This window comes from Achromobacter sp. MUI-25009338, assembly GCF_057359325.1.
Map to the genome: position 1 here is coordinate 4,667,086 of NZ_CM170627.1, position 26,560 is coordinate 4,693,645.

Here is a 26,560-nt window from a genome sequence, read left to right on the forward strand (position 1 = left end):
CTGGATGTCAGGCGATGGCGGTGGGGTGCGGGCTGGTTTCGGCGTGGCGGATCATGCTGCGCGCAAGCGTCATCAGCAGCTCGCCGCGCAGCGCGGCGGCGGCCGGATCGCTCCACAGGTTGCGCAGTTCGTGAGGGTCTTCCTGCAGGTCGTAGAGTTCGCCCCAGTCCGCGTCCGCGTACACGCTGAGGCGGTGGCGCGGCGTCTGCAGCGTGCGCATGCGGGTGCGGCCCGCAAAGCCGAACATGGTGCGCTGGCCCTCTTCTTCGATCAGCGCAGCGTCGCGCACCGCCGTCGCCGCGCCGGACATCAGCGGCAGCAGCGACTGGCCCTGCATGCCGTTGTAGGCGGGCAGGCCGGCGCGGGCCAGCACCGTGGCCGCGATGTCGGCGGTCGAGCACAGCGCCTGGCTGCGCGGCGCGGCCGGCGCGGCCTGCGGGTCGCGCCAGATGAAAGGCGTGCGGATCAGGCTCTGGTAATGGACCGGCCCCTTGAGCAGCAACTGGTGATCGCCCAGGTAATCGCCGTGGTCGCTGGTGAAGATGACCACGGTGTTCCGGTCCAGCCCGGTCTGGCGCAAGGCCTGCATGACCCGGCCGATGGTGGCGTCGATATGGCTGATGGAGCCGTAGTTCAGCGCAATAGCCTCGCGCGCCTCGCGCTCGGTGCAGGCGAAGATCGCCGGCGTGTGCTTGACCGCCTGGTTGCGGTCGCGCTGCTCATGCAGCCACGCCACGTGCGGCGGCGGACGGTGGCCGGGCGCGGCGCAGGCATGGAAGGACGCCGGCAGCTCCACGTCTTCGGGACGGTACATGTCCCAGTACTTGCCGTGAGGCGTGAACGGATGGTGCGGATCGGGAAACGAACACTGGATGAAAAACGGCTTGCCGCCCGCGGCATGCTCGCGCAGCAAGGCGATGGTCTGGTCGCCGATATAGGCGTTGGTGGAGCACTCCTCTGGCACGCGGGTACGCCAGGCCTGGTGATGCCGGGTCAGCTCGAACTCCGGCGCGGGCAAGGCGTGCTCGGGCCCCCACAGGCGCCGCGCCTCGGGATGCTCTTGCGCCAGCCAGCGCTCGTAATGGCCCCAGACCTGGTCGCCGTGGTCCACCGCCAGCGCCACGCGCCCGAAACCGTAGAACGGCGTATCCAGGTCGTGGGCCGGATCGGTGCGCCACAGCGGCCCCCACTCCTGGTCGTAGTCGCCGGGTTCCGCGGTCCAGGCTTCGCCCTGCGTGCCGTCGCCGCCGGCCGGCGGCCAGGCGGGGCCGTTGCCCGTCATGTTCTGCAAATGCGCCTTGCCGACCAGCGCGGTGGCGTAGCCCGCGCCGCGCAGGCGTTCGACGAAGGTGGTGGCGCGCTGCGATAGCGGGATGCCGTTGTGGCGCACGCCGTGCACTGAAGGCATGCGGCCTGTCATCAGCGTGGCGCGGTTGGGCATGCAGATCGGCGAGGCCACGTAGAAGCGGTCGGCGGACCACCCCTGCGCCGCCAGCGCGTCCAGTTCCGGCGTGCGCACTATGGCGTTGCCATAGCTGCCCAGATGATCGGCGCGCTGCTGATCCGTGATGAATAGCAGGAAATTCGGCTGCATCGTGTCTCCTCGCCGCCGGGTCGATGCCGGCATGGCTCTGTTGTGCGGCCATTATGTGCAGGGCAGACATGAATTGATAATGAATTAATATTACTGAGCCATAACCACAGACTCATGTCTGAAAAGACGACGGACACGCATGGACTGGACCCACCGCATCCGCCTGCGCCACCTGGCCATCCTGGTGCGCCTGTGCGAGAGCCGTAACCTGAGCCAGGTTGCGTCCGAACTCAACATCACCCAGCCGGCGCTGTCGAAATGGCTGCGCAGCCTGGAAGAAGACATCGGCCTGCCGCTGTTCGAGCGGCATGCGCGCGGCATCGAACCCACGCTGTACGGACTGGAACTGCGCACCCACGCGCGTGAAATCCTGGGTAAGCTGGGCCGCGCCCAGGACACCATGGCGCAACTGGCCCACGGCGCCACCGGCACGCTGGCCGTGGGCGTCACGCCCAATATCGCGCCGGTGCTGCTGCCGCCCGGCATCCGGCGCTTCCGCGAACGCTATCCAAAGGTGCTGCTGCGCCTGGCGGAAAACACGCTGGACCACCTGCTTCCGCTGATGCAGGAAGGCTCCTACGACGTGCTGGTGGGACGCCTGGAGCAGCACTCGCTGCCGCGCAATCTGCACTACGAAGAGCTTTACGACGAGCCCATCTGCCTGGCCGTGGGCGGCAGCCACCCGCTGGCCGGCAAGCGCTCGGTCACCTGGCGCGACGTGCAGGCGCATCCCTGGATCGTGCCCGGCCCCTCCACCCCGATGCGCATGCGGATGGACTATGAACTGGCCCTGGCCGGGCAGCCCGCGCCCTGGCAGCAGGTCGAGTCCTCGTCGGTTCTCGTCAACCTCTCGCTATTGGCGGATTCGGACCTGGTGATGCCGATCTCGGAACGGCTGGCGCGCCATTTCGCCAGGCAGAACATGATCCAGGTGCTGCCGCTGGCGATGCGCAGCCGCGGCATCACCGGCATGGTGTGGCGCGACGCGGCGCTGGCGTCGGAACATGCTGCCTACTTCATGGAGTGCCTGCGGCTGTCGCGCTGACCCGGCGCTACCCGTTCACGTAGAACATCAGTTTGGCCAGGATCACGATGGCCACCATGTGGCAGAACACGCTGCGGTGTATGCGCCGCTGCCGCTCGGGCGTGAGCCGCTTGCGCCGGGCCATCGTCAGCGCCGTCACCACATGCGCCAGCACGCTCAAGGCCAGCAGGATCTTCAGGCCGAACAGGATGCCGAAGGGCGACGAGCCGGCGCTGGCGAGCGCGCCCCGGTACTGCCAGGCCAGGCCCAGGCCGGCCAGGTAAAGCACCAGCACCGCCCACGGAACCACCGAGCGCACGCGCGGGCCGAGCTGGCTGCCCAATGCCTTGCGCACCTCGGCGGGCAGGCGCTTGTGCACGGGTTCCAGGAACAGCACCTCGAAGGTCACCGTGCCGACGAACACGAAAGCGGCCAGCAGATGCAGGACGAGCAGCAAGGGATAGGTATTCATGGCTGGGAGCTCCTGCAAACGATTGTCTCACCCCGCCGCCCCACCGATGGATGAGCTAAATCAAAGCGGCCCGAGCCAGTCAGGGTTCGGCCCCGGCCACCGCCAGCAGTTCGCGCAGGCGCTGCGCGTCGGCCTGCATGCTGCCGCCAAACGGCGAGACCAGCGAGACCGGCCTGAGCCGCCCCCGGTGGAGCAGCGCGCAACGATCGACCAGCCCCAGCAGTTCGTCGGGGTCGTCGCTGACGCACAGCAGCGCCGCGCCGCTGCGGACCACGGCCTGCCGGCAGCAGTCGGCGAGCTGGCGGCGCGCGGCCGGCTCCATTGCGTTGAAGGGCCGGTCCAGCATCAGCAGGTCGGGAGCCAGGGCCAGCGCGCGCGCCAGGGCCGCGCGCTGCGCCAGGGCGCGGGGCAGTTCGGCGGCCGGCGACTCCATCGCCGCGTCCAGGCCGACGCGGCGCAGCCAGTACGCCGACACGCTGCGGGCCTCCGGCTCCGGCAATCCCGACGCCCGCAACGGCAGCGCCACGTTCTCCAGCGCGTGGCGCCAGAGCAGCAGCCGCGGCTCCTTGAACATCAGCAGCGGATGCCGGAAGCCATTGCGCAGCACGCCGCCGCTGGGACGCGCCAGGCCGGCGGCAAGGCGCAGCAGGCTGGTCTTGCCCGCGCCGCGCGGGCCGATCAGGCCCAGCCGCTCGCCCGGCCGCAGGCGCAGGTCCACGTCGTGCAGCACGTGGCGGGCGCCGTAGCCCAGCGAAACGGATTGCATTTCAAGCATGGCGGGGCTGCTCCAGCAAGGGTTCCAGCCGGCGCCGCAGCGGCCGCAGGCAGGCGAATTCCAGCGCCGCCGCCAGCCCCAGGATCAACAGCGCCCAGGCGATCAGCTCGGCGCTGGCGAAGGCGCCGCGGGCATTGGCCAGCGCGTGGCCCACCCCGCTCTCGGCGCCCAGCGCTTCGGCCATGACCACCAGCCGCGCGCCGGTGCTGGCTGCGCCGATCAGCGCGGCCAACAGCACGGGCCGGAGCACCGGCAGGTACAGGTGGCGCAGGCTGCGCCACATTCCATAGCGGTAGACGCGCGTCATTTCGACCAGCTTGCAATCCACCGCCTGCACGCCCTGGACGGTATGGGAGTACATGCCCGGCGCCATGATCAGCGCGGTGATGACGATCACCATGGGCGAGCCGCGGCCGAACCACAGCGCGGCCAGCACCACCGCCACCACCGGCGGCAAGGCGGTCAACAGCCAGCGCAGCGGCTCGATCAGCCCCCGCAGCCGGCCGCTGTGCCCGGCCAGCATGCCCAGCGCGAAGCCGACGGATGCGCCGGCCAGCACGCCCGCGCCGATGCGCATCAGGCAGACGCCGGCATTGGCGTAGAACTGCGGGCTGTGCAGCAATGGGCCGATGGCGCGCAAGGCCTGCCAGGGCGTGGCCAGCACTTGCGGGCCGAGCTGGCGCGCCGCCAGGTGCCAGGCCAGCACCAGTAGCAGCACGCCGGCCGCGCACCAGGCCGGCGAGATCCGCACCGGGGCCGCACGGGCTGGCAAAAGCAGGGCGCCGGAAAGGTTGGCGCAAGCGTGGCGGCGCGCGAAAGAGTCTGTCATTGAATTCCTGGATATCACACGAGAATGATTTACATAAAAATCTTCTCATTCACGCCGAAACACCCAGAATGACGATTATCAATGCCGAACCGGCGGCATGGCGTCCAGTTCGGCCGCGCGGCCCAATGACGATTGTCATCGGCGGCCGGCCGGCCGCGCCGGACAATGGCTGCGCGCCCACTACCCTGCCTGGTTCCGCCATGCCCCAGACCGCCCCCGCATCCGCTCCGAACTTCATCGCCGAATCCGACATCCAGCAGATGGTGCACCGCTTTTATGCCTTGGTGCGCCAGGACGAAATACTGGGGCCGATATTCAACTCCCGCGTGGCCGACTGGGATCACCACCTGGAGATGCTGTGCGATTTCTGGTCGTCGGTGCTGCTGGGCACGGGCCGCTTCAAGGGCGCGCCGGTGCAGGCGCACGTGCGCATACCGGACTTGTCCTGGCCCTTGTTCCAGCGCTGGCTGGGGCTGTTCCACGGCGTCACCGCCAGCCTCGGGCATCCGCTGCTGCAGGAACAGGCCGACATCATGGCCGAAGGCATCGCCGCCAAGCTCTGGAGCGTGTGGCAGACGCGGCACAGCCTGCCCAGCCTGCCCGACGTGCTGCCGGAAGGCGTGCGGCCCTACTCACAAAGTCCGATATTCACCCCCGACAATCTGCCCGCCGCGCTGCGCACCGCGCATACGGTCAAGGAAGGCACATGGGGATTGCTGCTGGTGCATGCGGGCGTGCTGCGCTATACGCTTGACGACCCGCCGCATACCGAGGTGGTGCTGACCAGCGGCCAGCAGGTGGTGATCGAGCCGCAGGTGCGGCACCACGTGGCGTTCGAGCTGCCGGGCAGCTTCCAGATCACGTTCTGCCGGGCCGAGGCGTAGCCGCCTCGTCCGGCGCTTTCACGTGCTTCTTACTGTGCTTCTTACTTCTTGCGGGCGGCGCCCTGCTCCACCACCATGTCCAGCACGTACACCTGGGACGGCGCGTCGGCCGGCGGGTTCTTCCAGTCGTAGCGCTTGACGCGCAGCACGGTGCGCATGCCGTCCTGGTGCTCATAACCCTCGATCGACTGGTACAGCGGGCGCCATTCGTCGGTCGTGGGCTGCGCGACGCCGGCCTCGTTGTAGCGGCGCTCGCGCACCATCAGGCACTGGTAGCCGGGAATCAGCGGATGGCTGCACGCCGTTTTCTTCGGGGCGACTTCCAGGAACATGATTTCGCCGGCGCTGCCGTAGCGCGTTTCCGGCGTGGGCTCGCCGACGAACTTCAGGACGCTGCCGTCCTTGGCCACCAGCTCCAGGGCGGGCTCGGCGCTGTCGCCGCCGAGCGTGGCGCGCAGCTCGCCCTTCAGGCGCAGGCCGAGTTCGGCGTCCAGCTTCATCAGGGCCGGTTCGCAGGCCTTCATGGTGGAGGCCAGGTTGTCGATGCGCAGCACGCCGTTCTTGTAGGCGTAGCCGCCGAACTGGGTGTTGCAGCCGCCGCGCACGCTCATCTTGTCGTCGCTGAACTCCAGGCGCAGCGGACGGCCGATGCCTTCCTGCAGCGCGGCTATCGGCTTGCCCGAGGCGTCGACGGCGGAAGCCAGGCGCCAGTAGTAGGCGGGCAGGGTCACTTGGCTGGAGGCGGAGGTGGCGGCGTTGGTAGGCATGGAGGATTCTTCGCGAGGGGACGATGCCGGGGCGCAAGCTTGGAGCAGCGCGGCGCATACGGACGCAAGGAGAATGGTTTTTTTCATGGTTCGGTCCTTTGAGCCGGATGGCACGGGTGAAAAGCGGCATTCTACGTCCGGGGTATGGACGAATCGGACCGAAGGGCGGGTAGGCCGTTTCAAAATCTTGCAAGCCGTTCCGGCTTCCCCCGCGCGGCCGGCCCGCCGCGTTTACACATAGACACGATACCCGCAAAATCCTGCATTTCTTGCCAAAAAGCCGCTAACGGCGCGCTGACCACCCCTATCTTCCGGATTTTGCTGTCCGCCGGACGCGCCGGCGGACCGTCTTGCGGAATATCCGCTTTCCCGCATGCGTCCATCGAAAGCATGCCCCGCACGCCACGGCATGCCCTCAGACCAACCTGGCGCGCCGGCCCCGGCGCGCATCGGAATACAGCGGAAACAACCATGAAGTCGATCAGAAAGTTCGCCTGCGGCGTGGCCGCCCTGGCCTGCCTGGCGGGCCCCGCCGCCTGGGCGGCGCAGGACCTCAATGTGTACGGACCGGGCGGCCCCGCCCCGGCCATGAAGGAAGCGGCCGCCGCCTTCGGCAAGCAGCACGGCCTGCGCGTGACGGTCACCGCCGGCCCCACGCCGGCCTGGGCCGAACAGGCCAAACAGGACGCCGACGTGATCTACAGCGGCGCGGAAAACATGATGAGCGGCTTCGCCACGGCGCTGCCCGGCGTGTTCGACCTGCGCGAGGCCCGCCCGCTGTACCTGCGTCCCGCCGCCATCCTGGTGCGTCCCGGCAACCCCAAGGGCATCGGCGGCTTCAAGGACCTGCTCAAGCCGGGCGTCAAGGTCATGGCGGTCTCGGGCGCCGGGCAGACCGGGCTGTGGGAGGACGTGGCCGGCCGGCTGGGCGACATCGAAAGCGTGCGGGCGCTGCGCGCCAACCTGATCCTGCCGGAAGCGGGCAACAGCGCCCAGGCCCGCAAGCAATGGACCGAGGACCAGAGCATCGACGCCTGGCTGATCTGGAACATCTGGCAGGTGTCGAATCCCGATCTGGCCAGCATGGTCGAGGTGGAAGAGCCGTACCGCATCTATCGCGACGCCGGCGCGGTCGTGACCCGCAAGGGCAAGGCCAATCCCCAGGCCCAGGCCTTCGTCGATTTCCTCGAAGCGCCCGAAGGCAAGGCCATCTTCCGCAAGTGGGGCTGGAAGACGGACTGACCGGGCCCGCCCGCCTCAGCCTTCGGCTTCGGGCGGGTGGCTCAGCGACCAGATCGCGTCGAACAACGTGCGCTGCAAGGCGGCGAATTCCTCGCTTTCGATGATGAGCCCGTAGTTCTCGCGCCGCGACGACACCAGCGCGACGCGGTGGTCGTAGATCAGCGCGGTCATTGAGAGCGTCATGTGTTCCGGCGCGAAGCGCAGTTCGCGCAGCTCGTCCACGCTGGACGGCCAGATGTCGGCGGTGTCGCGGCTGCGCGAGCGCACGACCTTCATGTGGATGCCCAGGGCGATCCGCTCGGCGCGATAGACGTCGATCTCGTCCAGGCCGGGCGCGTCCTCCAGCTCGGACATGGAAAAGATCGCGCGCAGCTGCTTGGACTCGGCCGACAGCGAATCGCGCAGCACCGTGCGCACGCCCTCGGCGCCTTCGTAGAAGCGGATGTTGGGCTTGCCCTTGGCCTGGTTATAGAGCGAGCGCAGCTGCGGCATCATGTTTTCCAGCATCTGCCGGCGCGCCTGCGCCTGCTCCAGCAGCACGCTGGGATCGAGCGCGGTGACGAAGCGCCGGCTGCCGCGATCGTCCAGCGCGATCAGCCCGTGCTCCTGCAGACGCGTGACGGCGTCGTAGACCGTGGTGCGCGGCAGCCCCGCGCGCGTGGCGACCTCCGACACGGGCGCCTCCCCCAGCTCTATCGCGGCGCGATAGACCTTGAACAGATTGCCGCTGATGCCCAGGCGGGCGAGTTGATCTTCTACATCCATTGCGCCGGTTCGCTCGTTGTTGGTGAATGGCCAGAGCCACCTGCCGCAGTGTAACGAAGCGCTCTGCCATTCAATCTGTCGGAATAATCCGACTTAAAAAATTCAAGTCGGAGTTTTCCGACACTATATCGCTTTGTCCACTCAAATCACCGGAGCAGGAAACAGGGAAAACACCTAGTTTTACTAACTTATCATTAATAATCAATGAATTAAATAAACTTCCAAAGATAAAACCGGCACATGCGACATTGACGCATATACCCGACAAACTTACGATTCGTCGTCATGATTCCCGTAAAACGGGAAGCAAAAGAAATCGATGTCGGAAATTTCCGTCATCTTTGTCCGGACGCGTACACCCAGGGGAGTCACTCATGCGCCTATCCCGTAAAACCGCACTGGCCACGGTCAGCGCCCTTTTGCTGTGCGCCAGCGCAGCCCAGGCCCAATCCGACCGCAGCGTCCGGATCGGCATCTCGACCTTCCTGTCCGGCGCCGGCGCGGTGTTCGGGGTGCCGGCCCGCGACGCCGCCGAACTGGTGGCCGCCGACATCAACCGCCAGGGCGGCATCAAGGGCGCGCAGGTGAAGCTGACGTTCTTCGACGAGAACCAGGGCGTGGACAACACGGTTATCGAGTACAAGCGCCTGGTCGAATCGAACCAGGTCGACGCCATGGTGATCGGGCTGTCCAGCTCGACCTGCCTGGCGGTGGCGCCGGTGGCCGAGCAGCTCAAGATGCCGACCCTGCTGTGGGACTGCGGCACCGCGCGGCTGTTCGAGGAACAGCGCTACGACCACGTGTACCGCACCGCCGACTACACGCCCTCGAACAACGTGGCCGCCGCGCTCTACCTGCTCAAGGACATGCCGCAGGTCAAGACCATCGCCGGCATCAACCAGGATTACGCCTTCGGCCGCGACAACTGGGCCGCGTTCAAGGAGGCGGTGCAGGCGCTGCGGCCGGACGTGAAGTTCGTGGCCGAGCTGTTCCCCAAGCTGGGCACGGCCGACTATTCGACCGAAATCTCGCGCCTGTCGGCGCTGCGCCCCGACGTCGTCTTCACCACGCTGTGGGGCGGCGACATGAACACCTTCGTCAAGCAGTCGTCCTCGCGCGCGCTGTTCCGCACCAGCCGCCTGGTGGCGCCCAACGGGCAGAGCTCGCTGGAGCAATTGGGCAAGACCTTCCCGGCCAACGCGATCGTGGGCATGCGCGGCGACAGCTGGGCGTTCAACCCGGCCATGCGCGACAACGCGCAGCACCGCAAGTTCGTGGAAGACTTCCGCGCCAAGACGCGCGCCTATCCCAGCTTCCCCGCCTACCATATGGCCCAGGCCCTGTCGGCCGTGCGCCAGGCGCTGGAACAGCGCTGGGACGGCCAGCCCGCCACGCTCAAGACCGCGCTGCTGCAAGGCTGGGACGGCCTGCAGCTGGACGACTACACCGGCAAGCTGGCCATCCGCGCGGACCACCAGGCCATGGAAGGCCAGCTCTACGGCGTCAGCCAGCCGGCCGAGGGCCAGCCGTTCCTGACGCTGTCGCGGCTGGCGCTGATTCCGCCCGAGCTGGTCTCGCCGCCGGTGGGCGAAAAGACCGACGACTGGCTGCGCACGCTCAAGCCGTCGCTGCTCGAACAGATCTCCATCCCGGCTGAATAACGGCGGCGACCATGCAGCAAACCCTATTGTTGGCGCTCCTGGACGGGCTGGCGCAGGCGTCGGTCTCGTTCATGGTCGCGGTGGGGCTGAGCCTGATCTTCGGCATCATGCGCATCCTCAACATCGCCCATGGCAGCTTCTACGCGCTGGGCGCCTATACGGCCGCGGCGCTCGGCCTGTGGCTGGCCGGCCCCGACGGCGGCGCCTGGACCTATCCCGCGCTGCTCGCGGCCGCGCTGGTGGTCGGGCTGGCCCTGGGCCCGGTAATCGAGCGCGTGCTGCTGCGGCGCGTCTACGGCAAGGAACCCTCGCTGCAGATCCTCATCACCTTCGGCATTTTCATGATGCTGGAGGACGCGCAGAAGCTGCTGTTCGGCGTGGAGCCCATCTTCGCCGACGCGCCGCTGGCGCGCCTGGGCATGCTGGAGATCGGCGGCATCTACTACACCGTCTACCAGCTCGTGCTGCTGCCGGCCGCGGCGGTGGCGGTGATGGCGGGCCTGACCTGGTTCTTTTCGTACACGCGCCAGGGCAAGCTCATCACCGCCGTGATCGAGGACTACGAGGTCGCCTGCACGCTGGGCGTGAACGCCAGGCGCGTTTACCTGCTGACCTTCACGCTGGGCGCCATGCTGGCGGCGCTGGGCGGCGCGCTGGCCTCGCCCACCACTTCGCTGGTGCCGGGCATCGGCGCGGACACCATCGTGCTGTCCTTCGCCATCGTGGCCGCGGCCGGGCTGGGCCATTTCCAGGGCGCGGCGGTGACCGCGCTCATCATCGGGCTGGGCCAGGCGCTGTGCGTGCACCTGTACAGCGAAATCGCATCGGTCGTCCCCTACGTGGTGATGACGCTAATCCTGCTGGTCCGGCCCTACGGGCTGTTCGGCCGCGCGCAGGTGAAGAGGGTTTGAATCATGCAATTTTCTCTACGCGACAAGGCGCCCGTGCTGCTGGCCGCGGCCATCCTGCTGGCCGCGCCCGCGATGGCGCCCGGACTGCGCGCCATCCTGTTCATGGCGGTCGCCGAGGCGGTGGTGGCGCTGGGCATCCTGGTGCTGCTGCGCGCCGGCCAGATCTCCTACGGCCACGCGCTGTACTTCGCCGCCGGCGCCTATGCGGTGGCGTTCGGATCGCGCTGGCTGGGTCCGGAACTGCTGCTCACGCTGCCTTTCGCCGTGGCGTGCAGCGCGCTGCTGGGCGCGGCGCTGGGCGCCATCCTGGTGCGCTACCGCGACATCTTCTTCGCCATGCTGAACCTGGCTTTCTCGATGGTGGGCTTCACGCTGCTGCTCAAGCTCTATGACCTGACCGGCGGCAGCGACGGCCTGACCGTCGCGCAGCACCGCTACGCCGGCCTGGCGCTGCCGGCCGACGACTACGGCCCGGCCACGTATGCGCTCGCGGTGGCGCTGCTGGCGCTGGCGCTGCTCGCCACCTCGCGCTATCTGGCCTCGCCCCAGGGCCAGGCGCTGTCGGCGCTGAAAACCAACGAGACCCGCCTGGAATACCTGGGGGTGTCGGGCCGCGCCGTGCTCTACCGCGCCTACGTCGCCTCGGCGGCGCTGGCCGGCCTGGGCGGCGCGCTGGCGGCGCTGGGCACCGGCCACGTCACGCCCGAACTGGGCTACTGGACCAAGTCCGCCGAATTCGTGTTCATCGCGGTGCTGGGCGGCGTGGGGCACGTGGCCGGCGCGCTGGCCGGCGCGGTGGGCTTCGAACTGCTGCGCAGCTACGCCAGCGCCGCGGCCGCCAACGCCTGGCAGCTCATCATGGGCGCCGTGCTCATACTCATCGTGCTGTTCGCGCCGCAAGGCCTGTGCGGCCTGGTCAGGAAAGCGGGCGCGGCCCGCGCCGCCAAGGAGGCCTCGGCATGAGCGCGCCCATCCTGCAGGCCCGCGGCCTGCACATCGAATTCGGCGGGGTCAAGGCCGCCAACGGCGTGGACCTGACGCTGCACGCGGGCGAACTGGCCTCCATCATCGGCCCCAACGGCTCGGGCAAGACCACCTTCCTGAACCTGTGCACGGGCTATGTGCGGGCCTCGGCCGGCAGCGTGCAGTTCGACGGCGTGGAACTGACGCGGCTGCCGCCGCGCCGGATCGCCCGGCTGGGCATCGCGCGCGCCTTCCAGCTGCCGCAGCTCTTCACCGAACAGACGGTCGAACAGAACCTGCTGCTCGCCATCGCCGCGCGCCGCGGCTTCTGGCGGCTGTCGCCGCTGTCCACCCCCGAGGCGCGCGACGAAGCCGCGGCGCTGCTGCGCCTGTTTCACCTGCAAGGCCACAGCAAGCGCGAGATCGGCTCGCTGCCCGAAGGCGTGCGCAAGCTCATCGACATCGCCGTGGCGCTGGCGCTCAAGCCGCGCCTGCTGCTGATGGACGAGCCGACCAGCGGCGTCAGTTCACAGGAGAAATTCGCCATCATGGACATGCTCATACCCGTGCTGCGCGACCAGGGCATCACCGCCCTGCTGGTCGAGCACGACATGGAACTGGTCGAACGCTACATGGACCGCGTGGTGTTCTGGAACGCCGGCCAGGTGGCGGCGGTCGGCACGCCGGCCGACATCCTCCAGCGCGAGGACGTGCTGCGCGACGTGGTGGGAGCGATGTGATGCTGCATATCGACCGACTCACCGCCCGCATCGAAGGCGCCGCCGTCCTTCGCGAAGTCGGCCTGGATCTGTCCGCCGGCGAAACGCTGGCCCTGATCGGACGCAACGGCGCGGGCAAGACCTCGCTGCTGCGCGCCATCATGGGCGTGCTGCGCGCCGACGGCGGCACGCTGCGCTTCGACGGACAGGACCTGCGCGCCATGGACGCGCACCGGCGCGCCGGCCTGGGCATCGGCTACGCGCCCGAGGAACGCCGCCTGATCGGCAAATTCTCGGTACTGGAGAACATCATGGTGCCGGCCTGGGCCTGCGGCCTGCCCGCGCGCGCGGTGCGCCAGCGGCTCGACCTGATCTACGCCGTGGCCCCCGAGCTGCCCGCGCTGAGCGCGCGCGCCGGCGGCCTGCTGTCGGGCGGCCAGCAGAAGATGGTGGCGCTGGGCCGCGCGCTGATGGCCGGCCACCGGCTGGTGCTGCTGGACGAACCGTTCCAGGGCCTGGCCCCGGCGCTGGCGCTGCGCTATGCGGACAGCCTGCGCACGCTGCGCCGCCAGCAGCCCGAGCTGGCCATCATCATCACCGAATCCAACCCCAAGTTGCTCGACGCCATGGCCGATCGCACCCTGTCGATCGAACGGGGCGCCATTTCCGCGGCAGACGCCGCCAGACAGACCCACTAAGGAGTCCCTATGCATTTGCGAGCCGCGGTGATCCAGACCGCATCGGTTCCCTTCGACAGCGCCGCCACCACCAAGAAGGTGGTCAAGCTCATCCTGGAGGCTGCCGCGCAGGGCGCGCGCCTGCAGGTGTTCCCCGAGGCCCTGCTGTCGGCCTATCCCAAGGGCGCCGACTTCGGCGCGCGCGTGGGCGGACGCCTGCCGCGCGGACGCGATGAGTTCCTGCGCTACTACGACAGCGCCATCGACGTGCCCGGCCCCGAGACCGAACAGATCGCCGAGGCCGCGCGCGAAGCCGGCTCGTACGTGGTCATCGGCGTGATCGAGCGCGACGGCGGCACGCTGTACTGCACGGTGCTATTCTTCTCGCCCGAGGGCGAACTGCTGGGCAAGCACCGCAAGCTCATGCCCACGGCGATGGAGCGGCTGGTCTGGGGCTACGGCGACGGCTCCACCCTGCCCGTGTTCGACACGCCCTTCGGCAAGCTGGGCTCGGTGATCTGCTGGGAAAACTACATGCCGCTGCTGCGCATGGCGATGTACGGCAAGGGCATCCAGCTCTACTGCATGCCCACGGCCGACGACAAGGATTCGTGGCTGGCCACCGCCCGCCACATCGCGCTGGAAGGCCGCTGCTTCGTGCTGACCGCCTGCCAGTACCTGACCCGCGCCGACTTCCCGGAGGACTACGACGCGATCCAGGGCAACGCGCCCGACACCGTGCTGATGCGCGGCGGCAGCGCCATCGTCAGCCCGCTGGGCGAGGTCCTGGCCGGACCGGACTATGAGGGAGAGTGCATCCTGACCGCCGACCTGGACCTGGACGACATTGCGCGCGGCAAGTTCGATTTCGACGTGGTGGGCCACTATGCGCGGCCGGACATCTTCCAGCTGGTGGTCGACGAATCGCCGACGCCGCCGGTCGTGCTCAAGCGCTGACCGGCGGGCGCGACGTCGGGCGCCCGCGGGCGCCCGGTGCGATCAGCCGATCACGCGGAAGCGTTCGGCGTCGTCCATGAACGGCTTCTCGCCGAAGCCGTTCTCATTGGAGCCGAACGGCATCTGCGCGCGCAGCTTCCAGTAGGCCGGGATATTCCACAGGCTCGCCACGGCGGCGTCGATCAGCGGGTTGTAGTGCTGCAGGCTGGCGCCAACGCCGGCGTTGGCCAGGGCGGTCCAGACCGACAGCTGCGCCATGCCGCCGGCCTGTTCGGACCAGACGGGGAAGTTATCGGCGTACAGCGCGAACTTCTCCTGCAGGCTGCGCACCACGTCCTGGTCCTCGAAGAACAGCACGGTGCCCACGCCGGCGGCGAAGCTCTTGAGCTTGGCCTCGGTCTTGTCGAACCCTTCGGCCGGGGCGACCTTGCGCACTTCCTCGATGGCGATGTCCCACAGTTTTTCGCTTTCCGCGCCGAACAGGATCACCGCGCGCGAGCTCTGCGAGTTGAACGAGGACGGGCTGTGCTTGATCGCTTCCTGGATCAGCGTCGCCAGTTCATCCTTGGGCATCGACAGATTGCGGCCCAGCGAATATTGGGTGCGGCGCTTCTTCAGCGCTTCGAGGTAAGCATTGCTCATGACGATATGACCTTCCGACTGGTAGATAGAGAAACGTGCATGAGGAATTCTACGGCCGGCGATGGCGTAAAGCGCCGATGCGGCCGCGTTTCCGGCCGGAACAAACCGTTCCACTCATGCGCCAAATCTTCCGGCATCGCGGATGCGCCCATGCATTACAGGCCGGCCTGAAGCCTGCCGAGCCCATCAGGGCTTACCCCTATTACCCGTCTGCCGCCAAAAAACTATCGTATTCGAGAATTATCAGATAAGAGAATTCTCGGTTCCGACAAAATGACAGCAGAGCCCCTATACGATTACGCCGTGATCGGCGCCGGCATCGCCGGCGCCTCGGTCGCCTACCGTCTCAGCGCCACGGCCTCGGTCGCCGTGTTGGAACGCGAGCCCCAGCCGGGCTATCACTCCACCGGCCGCTCGGCGGCCATGTTCATGGAAACCTACGGCACCGCGCAGATCAAGGCGCTCACGCGGGCCAGCCGCGCCTTCTACGAAAACCCGCCGCCGGGCTTCAGCGACACGCCGCTGCTGCATCCGCGCGGCGTGCTGTACGTGGCGACGCCCGAACAGGAAGGCCTGCTGCACCAGGTGTATGAAGACTTCCGCAGCCAGTCGCCCAACGTGAGGCTGATCGACGCCGGGCAGGCGCTCGCCCGCGTGCCCTGCCTGCGCGCCGAACAGCTTTGCGGCGCCATCGAGGAGCCGGACGCCCGCGACATCGACGTGCACGCCCTGCACCAGGGATTCCTGCGCGCCATGACGCGCCAGGGCGCGGCGCTGCTCAACCGCGCCGAAGTGGTGGCCGCGGTCCACGCCGACGACGCCTGGACGCTGACGCTGGCCGACGGCCGCCAAGTGCGCGCGCGCGCCGTGGTCAACGCCGCCGGCGCCTGGGCCGACCAGGCCGCCGCCCTGTGCGGCGCGCGCCAGGTCGGGCTGCAGCCGTGCCGCCGCACCGCCTTCACCTTCTCCGGCCCGCAGGACGTGGATTTTTCGCGCTGGCCCGCGGTGGTCGGCGTCGACGAAAGCTATTACTTCAAGCCCGACGCCGGCCAGCTGCTGGGCTCGCCCGCCAACGCCGATCCGGTCGAGGCGCACGACGTGGTGCCCGAAGAACTGGACGTGGCCACCGGCATCTACCGGATCGAGTCCGCGACCTCGCTCACCATCCGCCGCCCCCGGCACACCTGGGCCGGGCTGCGCTCCTTCGTGCGCGACGGCGACTTCGTGGTGGGCTGGGACCCTGAGGCGCCGGCGTTTTTCTGGCTGGCGGCGCAAGGCGGCTATGGCATCCAGACCGCGGCGGCGACCTCGGAGCTGGCCGCCGCGCTGCTCATGCGCCAGCCGCTGCCGGCCCATCTGCACATGCACGGGGTGGACGCCGCCGCCGTGCGTCCCGCGCGCCTGCGCTGATTGTTCATCGACCCCCAACTCTCTCTTTACGCGGAGCGGCAGCATGAGAATATTTTCCGGGTCCCTCGCGACCGAGACCAACACCTTCTCTCCCATTCCCACCGGGCTGTCCGCCTACCGCGCGCGCGGCTACTACCCCGCCGGCCAGCATCCCGACCGCATGCAGATGTTCTCCGGCCCGCTGTGGGCCGCGCGCCAGCGCGCGCAGGGCAAGGACTGGACCCTGATCGAAGGCATGACGGCCGGCGCCACGCCGGCCGGCATCACCACCCGCCATGCCTACGAAACCCTGCGCGACGAACTGCTGGACGACCTGCGCCGCGCCGGCAAGGTCGACATCGCGCTGTTCGGCCTGCACGGCGCCATGGTGGCCGACGGCTACGACGACTGCGAGGGCGACCTGCTGCGCCGCGCGCGCGAGATCGTGGGACCCGATACCGTGATCGGCGCCGAGCTCGACCCGCATTGCCACCTGACCGCGACCATGACGGACAGCGCGGACTTCCTGGTCTGTTTCAAGGAATATCCCCACACCGACATCCTGGAGCGCGCCTACGACCTGGTGGACCTGTGCGTGGCGCGCGCCGAAGGCCGCATCCGCCCCACGCGCGCCGTGTACGACTGCGAGATGATCTCCATCATGCACACCAGCCGCGAGCCGATGCGCGGCTTCGTGGACCGCCTGCTGGCCATGGAAGGCAAGGACGGCGTGCTGTCGGTGTCCATCGCGCATGGCTTTCCGTGGGGCGACACGCCCGACATGGGCTCCAAGGTGCTGGTCTACACCGACGGCGACCAGGCCGGCGCCGACGCGCTCGCGCGCGCGCTGGGCGCAGAGATCATCGGTTTTCGCGACCAGCTCGCGCCGCCCTACCCGGGCGCCGACGACGCGCTGGACCAGGCGCTGGCGCTGGACGATTTCCCGGTGGTGCTGGCGGACTCCGCCGACAACGCCGGCGGCGGCGCGCCCAGCGACGCCACCTTCATCCTGGAACGCGTGCTGGCGCGCGGCATCCGCGACGTGGCCACGGGTCCGTTCTGGGACCCGGTGGCCGTGCAGCTCTGCTTCGAGGCCGGCGTGGGCGCGCAGATCAAGCTGCGCATCGGCGGCAAGGTCGCGCCGGTCTCGGGCCGGCCGCTGGACCTGGACTGCGAAATCCTGGCGCTGCAGCGCGACGCCGTCATGACCGGCCTGGCCGGCACGCCGGCCCTGCTGGGCGACACCGCCATCGTGCGCAGCCAGGGCGTGACGCTGGCCCTGACCACCAATCGCACCCAGGCCATGGGCACCGACCTGTTCACGCAGTTCGGCGTGGACCTGGCGGCCATGAAACTCATCATCGTGAAATCGTCGCAGCACTTCTACGCCTCGTACTCGAAGGTGGGCCGCCACGTCATCTACGTGGAGACGCCGGGCGCCATCACGCAGGACTACAACGCGTTGCCGTTCGTCAAGCGCAAGCTGCCGAAATGGCCGTTCACGGCGTGAAGCGCCATCCACCGCCGCCCGCCACGGGCGCCGCAAGACCAAGGGGAAAACAATGATCCGACGTATCAGTTTGCTGGGCGCAGCCGCCCTGCTGGCCATCGGCGCCGCCGCCGGCGCGGCCGCGCAGACCAAGACCCTGCGCCTGGTGCCGCACGCGGACCTCAAGACGCCGGACCCGCTGTTCAATACCGCCTACATCACGCGCAACCACGGCTACATGGTGTTCGACACCCTGTTCTCGCAGGACGGCAAGGGCCAGGTGCAGCCGCAGATGGTGGACACCTGGACCGTGTCGGAGGACGGCAGGTCCTGGCGCTTCACGCTGCGCCCGGGCCTGAAGTTCAACGACGGCACGCCGGTCAAGGCCGAGGACTGCGTGGCCTCGATCCAGCGCTGGGCCAAGAAGGACACGCTGGGCCAGGCCATGATGGCCGCCGGCGCCGAGCTTGCCGCCACCGGCGACAACAGCTTCACGCTGACCTTGAAACAGCCCTTCGGCCTGGTGCTGGACGCCCTGTCCAAGCCTTCCGGCATGCCGCCCTTCATCATGCCCAAGCGCCTGGCGATGACGGACCCCAACACCCAGGTCACCGAAATGGTCGGCTCCGGCCCGTTCCTGTTCAAGCGCGACGAATGGGTGCCGGGCAACAAGGTGGTGTACGTCAAGAACCCCGCCTACGTGCCGCGCGCCGAGCCGGCCGACGGCCTGGCCGGCGGCAAGCAGGTCAAGGTGGACCGGGTCGAATGGGTCTACATCCCCGACGGCAACACCGCCACGGCGGCGCTGATGAACGGCGAGGTCGACATGATCGAGCAGACCACGCCGGACTTCCTGCCGGTGCTGGAAAGCAATCCGGACATCACGCTGAACACCTCGGTGTCCTCGCAGGGCATGGTCGTGCTCAACTCGCTGCATCCGCCCTTCGACAAGCCGCAGGCGCGCCAGGCCCTCTACTACCTGGTCAGCCAGAAGGAAATGCTGTCGGCCATGGGCTACCCCGAGAAGTACCGGGTCGACTATTGCGCCACGCTCTATGTCTGCGGCTCGCCCCTGGCCACCGACGCCGGCGCCGCGCCCTACGCCAAGCGCGACCCGGAACGCGCCAAACAGCTGCTGCAGGAGGCCGGCTACAAGGGCGAAAAGGTCGTGGTGCTGTATCCGACCGACCACATCAGCGCGCCGGCCGTCATGGTCCTGGCGCAGAACATGAAGAAGGCTGGCATCAACGTGGACCTGCAATCCATGGACTGGGCCTCGCTGGCCGCGCGCCGCCTGAAGAAAGACCCGCCCGCGCAAGGCGGCTGGAACATCTTCCTGACCTGGGGCGGCTATTACGACGCCAGCACGCCGGTGACCAACCCCTGGCTGTCCGCGGCCTGCGGCAACAGCCTGCCGGGCTGGCCCTGCGACAAGGAGCTGGACGCGCTGCGCACGCAATGGATCCGCGAAACCGACGCGGCCAAGCGCAAGCAGATCGCCGCGCAGCTGCAGGCGCGCGCCTACCAGACGGTGCCGTACGTCATGTGGGGCGAATTCAAGCCGGTCTCCGCGTTTCGCGGGCTGCAGCACACCGAGCTGCTCAAGACCGGCATCCCGGTGATGTGGAACATCGAAAAACCGTAAGGCAGACGCCGGGCGCGGCTTGCGCCCGGCCGCAAGCCGGGGGGAAAACAGCGTGAAATTCATACTGCGCCGCGTCGCGGCCGTCATTCCCGTCATGGCCGTGGTCGCGGTCGTGGTGTTCCTGCTGATCCACCTGTCGCCGGGCGACCCGGCGGCCGTCATCGCCGGCGACAACGCCACCGCCGACGACGTGGAGAAGATCCGCCAGAACCTGGGCCTGGACAAGCCGCTGCTGCAGCAGTTCGGCATCTGGGTCGCGCACATCGCCAGCGGCGACCTGGGCACCTCCATCGCCACGCAGATGCCGGTCTCGGAACTGATCGGCCAGCGCATGGGCCCCACCCTGTCCATCGCCGCCTTCACCATGCTGTTCGCCGTGGTCGCGGCGATACCGCTGGGCGTGCTGGCGGCCTGGAACGCCGGACGCTCGCTGGACCGGCTGGTCATGGTGGGCGCGGTCTGCGCGTTCTCGGTGCCGGTGTTCCTGATCGGCTACAGCCTGGTCTACGGTTTCTCCATCAAGCTGGGCTGGCTGCCGGTGCAGGGCTACAAGCCGCTGTCGGCCGGCCTGGCGCCCTATCTGCGCCACCTGGTGCTGCCCTGCCTGTCGCTGGGCCTGGTGTATATGGCGCTGCTCACGCGCATGACGCGCGCCACCATGCTGGAGGCGCTGTCCGAGGACTACATCCGCACCGCCCGGGCCAAGGGCCTGTCGGCCGGCCCCATCGTATGGCATGCCTTGAAGAACGCCGCCAACCCCATCGTCACCACCATCGGCGTGGGCGTGGCGCTGCTGATCGGCGGCGTGGTGGTCACGGAGACCGTGTTCGCCATTCCCGGCCTGGGCCGCCTGACCATAGACGCGGTGCTGCGCCACGACTATCCGGTCATCCAGGGCGTGCTGCTGGTGGCCTCGGGCATCTACGTGCTGATCAACCTGCTGGTCGACCTGAGCTACCGGCTCTTCGATCCGCGCATCCGCTACTGACGGGGAAACGCATGACTACCGCAACCCTGCCGCTGCCCGCCAGGCGTACGCGCCTGCGCCGCGCACTGAAATCGCTGCGCCGCCACCCGATGCTGTATGCCGGCGGCGCCATCCTGCTGCTCCTGGCCGCGGTCGCGCTGGCCGCGCCGTGGCTGGCCACGGTCGATCCGCAGGACATCAATCCGATGGCGCGCATGAAGCCGCCCTCGTCCGAGCACTACTTCGGCACCGACGCCCTGGGCCGCGACGTCTACTCGCGCACGCTCTGGGGCGCGCGCGTGTCCCTGGTGGTCGGCCTGGTGGTGGCGGCGGTCGCCACCGCGGGCGGCGTCGCGCTGGGCATGGCGGCCGGCTATTTCCGCCGCCTGGACGCCGTCATCATGCGCATCATGGACGGCCTGATGGCCATTCCCGGCGTGCTGCTGGCGATCGCGCTGATGGCCACGCTCAAGGGCGGCCTGGGCACCGTGATCGTCGCCATCGTGATCCCGGAAGTGCCGCGCGTCGTGCGCCTGGTGCGCGCGCTGGTGCTGACGATACGCGAGCAGCCCTACATCGAGGCCGCGGTGTCCTGCGGCACACGCGTGCCGGCCATCCTGCTGCGCCACGTCCTGCCCAACCTGTTCGCGCCGTTGATGGTGCAGGCCACCTTCATCGCGGCCTCGGCAATCCTGACGGAGGCCGTGCTGAGCTTCCTGGGCGTGGGCATCCCGCCGCAGATACCGAGCTGGGGCAACATCATGGCCGAGGGTCGCAACTTCGTGGCCGTGGCCTTCCACATCATCCTGTATCCCGGCCTGTTCCTGGGCGTGGCCGTGCTGGCCGTCAACCTGGTGGGCGACGGACTGCGCGACATGCTCGATCCGCGCCTGGCCAAAAAGCTGTAGGAGCGTCCATGCAAACCCGACCCGTCCTGAGCGTGCGCGACCTCACCACCTGTTTCGACGGCGACGAGACCACGGTGGTCGCCGTCGACGGCCTGTCGTTCGACCTGATGCCCGGCGAAACCCTGGGCCTGGTGGGCGAATCCGGCTGCGGCAAGAGCGTGACCTCGCTGTCCATCATGCGTCTGCTGCGCGCCCCCGGCCGCAATGCCGGCGGACGCATCGAGTTCGACGGCCAGGACCTGCTGGCCCTGCCCGAGAAGGCCATGCGCGCGATCCGCGGCAACCGGATCTCGATGATCTTCCAGGAGCCGATGACGTCCCTGAACCCGGTGTTCACCATCGGCCGCCAGATCAGCGAATCGCTGATGCTGCACCAGGGCCTGTCGCGCCGCGACGCCCTGGCCCAGGCCGAAAAACTGCTGGACCTGGTGCAGATCGCCGACCCCGCGCGCCGCGCGCGCGAGTACCCCTATCAGTTGTCCGGCGGCATGCGCCAACGCGCCATGATCGCGATGGCGCTGGCCTGCCAGCCCAAGGTGCTGATCGCCGACGAACCCACCACCGCGCTGGACGTCACCATCCAGGCGCAGATCCTGCACCTGCTGCGCGACATCCAGGCGCGCCTGGGGACCGCCATCGTGCTGATCACGCACGACCTGGGCGTCGTGGCGCAGATGTGCCAGCGCGTCATCGTCATGTACGCCGGCCGCAAGGTCGAGGAAGGCGGCGTGGACGACGTGCTGGACCGCCCGCAGCATCCCTATACCCGGGCGCTGATCCGATCGCTGCCCGATTTCGTCGACGGCCAGGGCCACGACGCCCGGCTGGCCGAGCTGCCGGGCATCGTGCCCGTGATGACGCCGGCCTCGCGCGGCTGCGCCTTCGCCGCGCGCTGCCCCGAGGCGCAGCCGCGCTGCCGCGACGCCGCCCCGCCCGCCGTGGACGCCGGCAGCCGCCACCGCGTCTGGTGCTGGGCGCGCGCCGAAGGACTGGCCGCCGCGCCCGCGACCGGCGCCCTGACCGCGTGAGAGCCGCCATGAACCTGCACGATATCCCCCTCGCGCCCGCCGCGTCCGCCATGTCCGCATCCGCCGCGCCCATGCTGGAAGTCGTCGACCTCAAGAAGCACTTTCCGGTGGACGGCGGCAAGGTGCTGCGCGCCGTCGACGGCGTGTCGCTGTCGGTGCCGCGCGGCCAGACGCTGAGCCTGGTCGGCGAATCCGGCTGCGGCAAATCCACCACCGGCAAATGCCTGATCCGGCTGGCCGAACCCACCGCCGGCCGCATCCTGCTCGAAGGCCAGGACCTGGCGGCGATGAACGGCCGCCAGCTGCGCGCCATGCGCCAGCGGGTGCAATTCATCTTCCAGGCCCCGTTTTCGTCCATGAATCCGCGCATGCGGGTGCGCGACATCATCGGCGAGCCGCTGCGCAACTTCGGCCACGGCCGCGCCGCGATCCGCGAGCGCGTGGCCCAGCTGCTGGCCCGCGTCAGCCTGCGCCCCGACGCCGCCGACCGCTACCCGCACGAATTCTCCGGCGGGCAGCGCCAGCGCATCGTGATCGCGCGCGCGCTGGCGCTGGACCCCGGGCTGATCGTGTGCGACGAGCCGGTGTCGGCGCTGGACGTCTCGGTCCAGGCCCAGGTCATCAACCTGCTGATGGACCTGCAACGCGACCTCGGCCTGACTTACGTGTTCATTTCGCACGACCTGAGCGTGGTGCGCCACATCAGCCACCAGGTGGCCGTGATGTACCTGGGCCGCATCGTCGAAAGCGGCCCGCGCGACGCCATCTTCGGGCGCCCGGCCCATCCCTATACCCGCGCCCTGCTGGCCGCGGTGCCGTCCGCCCGCCGCGGCGAGCGCACGCCGGTCGAGGTGCTCAGGGGCGAAATCCCCAGCCCCCTGTCGCCGCCCTCGGGCTGCGCGTTCCGCAGCCGCTGCCCCATGGCCCGGCCGCGCTGCGCCGAAGAAACCCCGCTGCCGCGCCACGTCGCCCCCGGGCAGCAGGTCGCCTGCCACTTTGCCTAGCCGGAGATACGCATGTCCCAGCCCGACGCCACCCCGTTCGATTACATTCTTGCCGGCGGCACCGTCATCGACGGCGCCAACACCCCTGGCCGCCGCGCCGACGTGGGCGTGCGCGGCGACCGCATCGCCGCCGTCGGCGACCTGGCCGGCCATGCCGCCGCACGCCGCATCGACGTCGCCGGCAAGGTGGTGGCGCCCGGCTTCATCGACTCCCATACGCACGACGACAACTACCTGCTCAAGCGCCGCGACATGACGCCCAAGATTTCGCAGGGCGTCACCACCGTGGTCACCGGCAATTGCGGCATCAGCCTGGCGCCGCTGGCGCACGCCAATCCGCCCGCGCCGCTGGACCTGCTGGACGAAGGCGGCTCCTATCGCTACGAACGCTTCCGCGACTACCTCGACGCGCTGCGCGCCGCGCCCGCCGCCGTCAACGCCGCCTGCATGGTGGGCCACTCCACGCTGCGCGCCGCCGTCATGCCCGAGCTGCAGCGCGAGGCCACGCCCGCCGAGATCGAGGCCATGCAGGCGCTGGCCGACGAAGCCCTGGCCAGCGGCGCCATCGGCATCTCCACCGGCGCGTTCTACCCGCCCGCCGCCTGCGCCAGCACCGAGGAGATCATCGAAGTCTGCCGGCCGCTGGCCGCGCGCGGCGGCGTCTACGCCACCCACATGCGCGACGAAGGCGAGCACATCGTCGCGGCGCTGGAAGAAACCTTCCGCATCGGCCGCGAACTGGGCGTGCCCGTCGTGATCTCGCACCACAAGGTCATGGGCAAGCCCAACTTCGGCCGCTCCCGCGAAACCCTGGCCCTGATCGAGGCCGCCATGGCCGGCCAGGACGTCTCGCTGGACGCCTATCCCTACGTGGCCGGCTCCACCATGCTCAAGCAGGACCGCGTGCTGCTCGCCGGCCGCTCCCTCATCACCTGGTGCAAGCCCTGCCCCGAACTGAGCGGGCGCGACCTGGACGAGATCGCCGCCGAACGCGGCAAGTCCAAGTACGACGTGGTACCCGAACTGCAGCCGGCCGGCGCCATCTACTTCATGATGGACGAGCCCGACGTCCAGCGCATCCTGGCCTTCGGCCCCACCATGATCGGCTCGGACGGCCTGCCCCACGACGAGCGCCCGCACCCGCGGCTGTGGGGCACCTTCCCGCGCGTGCTGGGGCACTACTCGCGCGACCTGGGCCTGTTCCCGCTGGAGACGGCCGTCTGGAAGATGACCGGCCTGACCGCCGCCCGCTTCGGCCTGGCCGGACGCGGCCAGGTGCGGCCCGGCTACTACGCCGACCTGACGGTCTTCGACCCGGCCACCGTGGCCGACTCCGCCACCTTCGAGCGGCCCACCGAGAGCGCCGCCGGCATCCATTCGGTCTACGTCAACGGCGCGCCGGTCTGGCAGGACCAGGCCTTTACCGGCCTGCACGCCGGGCGCGTGCTGAACCGGGCCGCCTGAACCGGGCACAACCTTTACAATCCGGCAAACGCGGCGGGGCTTGCGGGCCCCAGCCCCAGCCCTCAACCCTTGATGCCAGACCGCTACATGGCCCTACCCGGCAAGACCGTTCCGCCCGAAATCGTGGGCAAGGAAGAAATGGGCGCTCGCCTGCGGGCCGAGCGCAAGGCAAGAAAACTGACCTTGCAGGAAGTCTCCCGCGCCAGCGGCATCGCGGTGTCCACGCTTTCCAAGGCCGAGCTGGGGCAGATCGCCCTGAGCTACGAGAAATTCGGCGCGCTGGCCCGCGCGCTGGACGTCGACATGACCCGGCTGTTCATGCTGGGCGACGCCTCCCAGGCCGCCGTCGCGCCGACCTACGTCAAGAACAAGCTCGGCGACGCCTGCGACTACGTCACGGAGAACTACCACTACCGCCTGCTGATGGGCGAATACCCGGGCAAGAAAATGACGCCCATGGTCGCCCTCATCGACTCGCGCAAAGTGGTCGAGTTCGAGGACTACATCCGGCATCCCGGCCAGGAATTCGCCGTGGTGCTGTCGGGCAAGGTCCGCATCCAGTTCGAGAACGGCGACAGCGTCGTGCTCGCCAAGCACGAAACCGCCTATTTCGACAGCAGCATCGGCCACGTCTACCTGTCGCTGAGCAAAAAGCCGGCCGAAGTGCTGGCGGTCTGCAGCGACACCGACGAAGTGCCCTCGCGGCTGAAACCCGCCTGACTCGCGCACCTGGCGCCGATACCGCAACGACGATCACGACAAGCAGCAATGCGCATCACCCCTACACTGACTCTTTGCGCGGCCCTGGCGGCCGGCAACCCCGCCCTCGCACAACCCGTGCTGCGCGACATCGGCGCCATGCTTTCCGGCGCCAAAAGCGGCAGCGCCATCGCCCGCAGCGACCGCGGACTGCTGCTGGAAACGCGCCACTGCATCGACGGCCAGGCGCCCGTCGCCGCGCAGCTGCGCGGCCAGCTCGGCGTGGCGCACGAGGCTGCCCTGCTCGACCTGTTCCAGCGCATCCTGTGCGCCCGCTCCGACGACGGCATGGGCAAACTCTCCATCGCCCGCTACGGCGAGGACGCGGCCGACTCGTTCGGCACCGGCATGACGTTCTACTCCGGCAGCAAGGAACTGGGCGAATGGCCCATCGAGATCGAAAGCCACAGCCCGCGCGACGAGGCCTATATCTCCATGCTGGGCCTGACGCCGAACAGTCCCATCAGCGGCGTCTCGCTATGGCAGACCCCGTCGCCCGGCCGCGTGCGCGTCTGGTTCGCGCCGTTCCTGCACAGGCCTTCGGACGCCATGACCTACGACTTCGAACTGCGCGGCGAGCGCTGGGTCTGGGTCGCGGCGGTCTCCTCCTCGCGCATATTGGGCTAGCGTCCGCCGCCGGCATCAGACTGTCATATAAGCCGGCGATACTGGCTCCGCAATGCGCGCAACTCCCCGGCATCCCCGGGGAAAGGCCCGGATATCCCTGGATATCCCTGGATATCCATATGAAAGGTAATTCGTTGCCGCGCCTTGCCGGCCGGCCTACGATGCCTGCCATACCCCGGGCCAGACGCCCGTACCAAGGTTCCACGAAGGTTCCAATATGCAACGCCTGATATCCCCGATCCTGAGCCGCCGTCCGGCGCTGCTCGCCGGCCCCCGCAGCGCGCGCCGCTATGACGCCGTCGTGTCCCTGCAGGCCTACCGCGAAGCCCGCCAGCTGCGCGAATCCGCCCAACGCATCCTCGCCGTATCCGCGCGCTACATGCTGCCGGGCGCCTGAG

At 68.7% G+C, this 26,560-nt stretch carries 27 protein-coding genes; 20 read left to right on the plus strand and 7 right to left on the minus strand.

Annotation, left to right across the window (positions count from 1 at the left end; translation table 11 throughout):
• Window positions 1-7: 7 nt before the first annotated feature.
• Window positions 8-1,594, minus strand: a complete 1,587-nt coding sequence (locus tag AC1IQ6_RS22020; RefSeq protein WP_102774314.1) for a sulfatase family protein — start codon at window positions 1,592-1,594, stop codon at window positions 8-10.
• 139 nt (window positions 1,595-1,733) lie between these two features.
• Here AC1IQ6_RS22020 and AC1IQ6_RS22025 point away from each other — a divergent pair, with 139 nt between their 5' ends.
• Window positions 1,734-2,639, plus strand: coding sequence for a LysR substrate-binding domain-containing protein (locus AC1IQ6_RS22025; protein ID WP_485865298.1), 906 nt, complete (start codon window positions 1,734-1,736; stop codon window positions 2,637-2,639).
• Between the two features lie 7 nt (window positions 2,640-2,646).
• Here the strand turns inward: AC1IQ6_RS22025 and AC1IQ6_RS22030 are convergent, their stop codons facing one another.
• The 3 genes from AC1IQ6_RS22030 to AC1IQ6_RS22040 form a co-directional block, all read right to left on the minus strand.
• Window positions 2,647-3,090: a CopD family copper resistance protein gene (locus tag AC1IQ6_RS22030; RefSeq protein ID WP_485865299.1), complete on the minus strand. Its 444-nt coding sequence runs from the start codon at window positions 3,088-3,090 to the stop codon at window positions 2,647-2,649.
• A 79-nt stretch (window positions 3,091-3,169) separates the two neighbouring features.
• Complete coding sequence (locus AC1IQ6_RS22035; RefSeq protein WP_485865300.1) at window positions 3,170-3,865, minus strand: ATP-binding cassette domain-containing protein; 696 nt, start codon at window positions 3,863-3,865, stop codon at window positions 3,170-3,172.
• Entirely contained in the window at window positions 3,858-4,694 is an 837-nt protein-coding gene (locus AC1IQ6_RS22040; RefSeq protein WP_485865301.1) for an ABC transporter permease, read from the minus strand. Before AC1IQ6_RS22040 ends, AC1IQ6_RS22035 begins: the two co-directional genes overlap by 8 nt.
• A gap of 200 nt (window positions 4,695-4,894) precedes the next feature.
• Here AC1IQ6_RS22040 and AC1IQ6_RS22045 point away from each other — a divergent pair, with 200 nt between their 5' ends.
• Window positions 4,895-5,578: a TehB-like domain-containing protein gene (locus AC1IQ6_RS22045; RefSeq protein ID WP_102774549.1), complete on the plus strand. Its 684-nt coding sequence runs from the start codon at window positions 4,895-4,897 to the stop codon at window positions 5,576-5,578.
• A gap of 41 nt (window positions 5,579-5,619) precedes the next feature.
• On the opposite strand, the gene AC1IQ6_RS22050 is transcribed toward AC1IQ6_RS22045, so the two are convergent.
• The gene (locus tag AC1IQ6_RS22050) at window positions 5,620-6,345 is read right to left on the minus strand and encodes a DUF4377 domain-containing protein (RefSeq protein ID WP_485865302.1); all 726 of its coding nucleotides are present in this window, start codon (window positions 6,343-6,345) and stop codon (window positions 5,620-5,622) included.
• Between the two features lie 471 nt (window positions 6,346-6,816).
• Here AC1IQ6_RS22050 and AC1IQ6_RS22055 point away from each other — a divergent pair, with 471 nt between their 5' ends.
• Complete coding sequence (locus tag AC1IQ6_RS22055) at window positions 6,817-7,587, plus strand: extracellular solute-binding protein (protein WP_102774308.1); 771 nt, start codon at window positions 6,817-6,819, stop codon at window positions 7,585-7,587.
• Window positions 7,588-7,602: 15 nt separating this feature from the next.
• Here AC1IQ6_RS22055 and AC1IQ6_RS22060 read toward each other — a convergent pair whose 3' ends face one another.
• Complete coding sequence (locus tag AC1IQ6_RS22060; protein ID WP_209165055.1) at window positions 7,603-8,352, minus strand: TrmB family transcriptional regulator; 750 nt, start codon at window positions 8,350-8,352, stop codon at window positions 7,603-7,605.
• A 374-nt stretch (window positions 8,353-8,726) separates the two neighbouring features.
• On the opposite strand from AC1IQ6_RS22060, the gene AC1IQ6_RS22065 reads away from it, so the two are divergent.
• Genes AC1IQ6_RS22065 through AC1IQ6_RS22090 form a run of 6 tightly spaced genes read left to right on the plus strand, consistent with a single transcriptional unit; the run spans window position 8,727 to window position 14,240 of the window.
• A complete protein-coding gene (locus tag AC1IQ6_RS22065; protein ID WP_485865303.1) occupies window positions 8,727-10,013 on the plus strand; it encodes an ABC transporter substrate-binding protein in 1,287 nt (428 codons plus the stop codon).
• 11 nt (window positions 10,014-10,024) lie between these two features.
• Window positions 10,025-10,924, plus strand: a complete 900-nt coding sequence (locus AC1IQ6_RS22070) for a branched-chain amino acid ABC transporter permease (protein WP_102774305.1) — start codon at window positions 10,025-10,027, stop codon at window positions 10,922-10,924.
• A gap of 3 nt (window positions 10,925-10,927) precedes the next feature.
• Window positions 10,928-11,887, plus strand: coding sequence for a branched-chain amino acid ABC transporter permease (locus AC1IQ6_RS22075; RefSeq protein WP_102774304.1), 960 nt, complete (start codon window positions 10,928-10,930; stop codon window positions 11,885-11,887).
• Entirely contained in the window at window positions 11,884-12,627 is a 744-nt protein-coding gene (locus tag AC1IQ6_RS22080) for an ABC transporter ATP-binding protein (protein WP_111826520.1), read from the plus strand. Before AC1IQ6_RS22075 ends, AC1IQ6_RS22080 begins: the two co-directional genes overlap by 4 nt.
• Window positions 12,627-13,304 (plus strand): ABC transporter ATP-binding protein, encoded by a 678-nt coding sequence (locus AC1IQ6_RS22085; RefSeq protein ID WP_111826519.1) that lies wholly within the window; start codon window positions 12,627-12,629, stop codon window positions 13,302-13,304. The genes AC1IQ6_RS22080 and AC1IQ6_RS22085 overlap by 1 nt, the downstream gene beginning before the upstream one ends.
• Window positions 13,305-13,313: 9 nt before the next feature.
• The gene (locus tag AC1IQ6_RS22090; RefSeq protein ID WP_102774302.1) at window positions 13,314-14,240 is read left to right on the plus strand and encodes a carbon-nitrogen hydrolase family protein; all 927 of its coding nucleotides are present in this window, start codon (window positions 13,314-13,316) and stop codon (window positions 14,238-14,240) included.
• Between the two features lie 42 nt (window positions 14,241-14,282).
• Here AC1IQ6_RS22090 and AC1IQ6_RS22095 read toward each other — a convergent pair whose 3' ends face one another.
• Entirely contained in the window at window positions 14,283-14,882 is a 600-nt protein-coding gene (locus AC1IQ6_RS22095) for a nitroreductase family protein (RefSeq protein WP_485865304.1), read from the minus strand.
• A gap of 273 nt (window positions 14,883-15,155) precedes the next feature.
• Between AC1IQ6_RS22095 and AC1IQ6_RS22100 the strand changes: the two genes are divergently transcribed.
• The 11 genes from AC1IQ6_RS22100 (at window position 15,156) to AC1IQ6_RS22150 (ending at window position 26,559) form a co-directional block, all read left to right on the plus strand.
• The gene (locus AC1IQ6_RS22100) at window positions 15,156-16,292 is read left to right on the plus strand and encodes an NAD(P)/FAD-dependent oxidoreductase (protein WP_111826517.1); all 1,137 of its coding nucleotides are present in this window, start codon (window positions 15,156-15,158) and stop codon (window positions 16,290-16,292) included.
• 43 nt (window positions 16,293-16,335) lie between these two features.
• Window positions 16,336-17,781, plus strand: a complete 1,446-nt coding sequence (locus AC1IQ6_RS22105; protein ID WP_102774299.1) for a M81 family metallopeptidase — start codon at window positions 16,336-16,338, stop codon at window positions 17,779-17,781.
• Window positions 17,782-17,833: 52 nt separating this feature from the next.
• Window positions 17,834-19,405 carry an ABC transporter substrate-binding protein gene (locus tag AC1IQ6_RS22110; protein ID WP_485865305.1) on the plus strand — a complete coding sequence of 524 codons (1,572 nt, stop codon included), beginning with the start codon at window positions 17,834-17,836 and terminating at the stop codon, window positions 19,403-19,405.
• A gap of 52 nt (window positions 19,406-19,457) precedes the next feature.
• A complete protein-coding gene (locus AC1IQ6_RS22115; RefSeq protein ID WP_485865306.1) occupies window positions 19,458-20,393 on the plus strand; it encodes an ABC transporter permease in 936 nt (311 codons plus the stop codon).
• Between the two features lie 11 nt (window positions 20,394-20,404).
• Complete coding sequence (locus tag AC1IQ6_RS22120; protein ID WP_209165063.1) at window positions 20,405-21,280, plus strand: ABC transporter permease; 876 nt, start codon at window positions 20,405-20,407, stop codon at window positions 21,278-21,280.
• Between the two features lie 8 nt (window positions 21,281-21,288).
• Window positions 21,289-22,308 carry an ABC transporter ATP-binding protein gene (locus AC1IQ6_RS22125; protein WP_485865307.1) on the plus strand — a complete coding sequence of 340 codons (1,020 nt, stop codon included), beginning with the start codon at window positions 21,289-21,291 and terminating at the stop codon, window positions 22,306-22,308.
• A gap of 8 nt (window positions 22,309-22,316) precedes the next feature.
• Entirely contained in the window at window positions 22,317-23,312 is a 996-nt protein-coding gene (locus tag AC1IQ6_RS22130; protein WP_485865308.1) for an ABC transporter ATP-binding protein, read from the plus strand.
• 12 nt (window positions 23,313-23,324) lie between these two features.
• Complete coding sequence (locus AC1IQ6_RS22135; protein WP_485865309.1) at window positions 23,325-24,776, plus strand: N-acyl-D-amino-acid deacylase family protein; 1,452 nt, start codon at window positions 23,325-23,327, stop codon at window positions 24,774-24,776.
• A gap of 72 nt (window positions 24,777-24,848) precedes the next feature.
• Window positions 24,849-25,496 carry a helix-turn-helix domain-containing protein gene (locus tag AC1IQ6_RS22140; protein ID WP_246842510.1) on the plus strand — a complete coding sequence of 216 codons (648 nt, stop codon included), beginning with the start codon at window positions 24,849-24,851 and terminating at the stop codon, window positions 25,494-25,496.
• 48 nt (window positions 25,497-25,544) lie between these two features.
• The gene (locus AC1IQ6_RS22145; RefSeq protein ID WP_485865310.1) at window positions 25,545-26,162 is read left to right on the plus strand and encodes a hypothetical protein; all 618 of its coding nucleotides are present in this window, start codon (window positions 25,545-25,547) and stop codon (window positions 26,160-26,162) included.
• Between the two features lie 217 nt (window positions 26,163-26,379).
• Window positions 26,380-26,559, plus strand: coding sequence for a hypothetical protein (locus tag AC1IQ6_RS22150; RefSeq protein ID WP_102774291.1), 180 nt, complete (start codon window positions 26,380-26,382; stop codon window positions 26,557-26,559).
• Window position 26,560 lies beyond the last annotated feature (1 nt).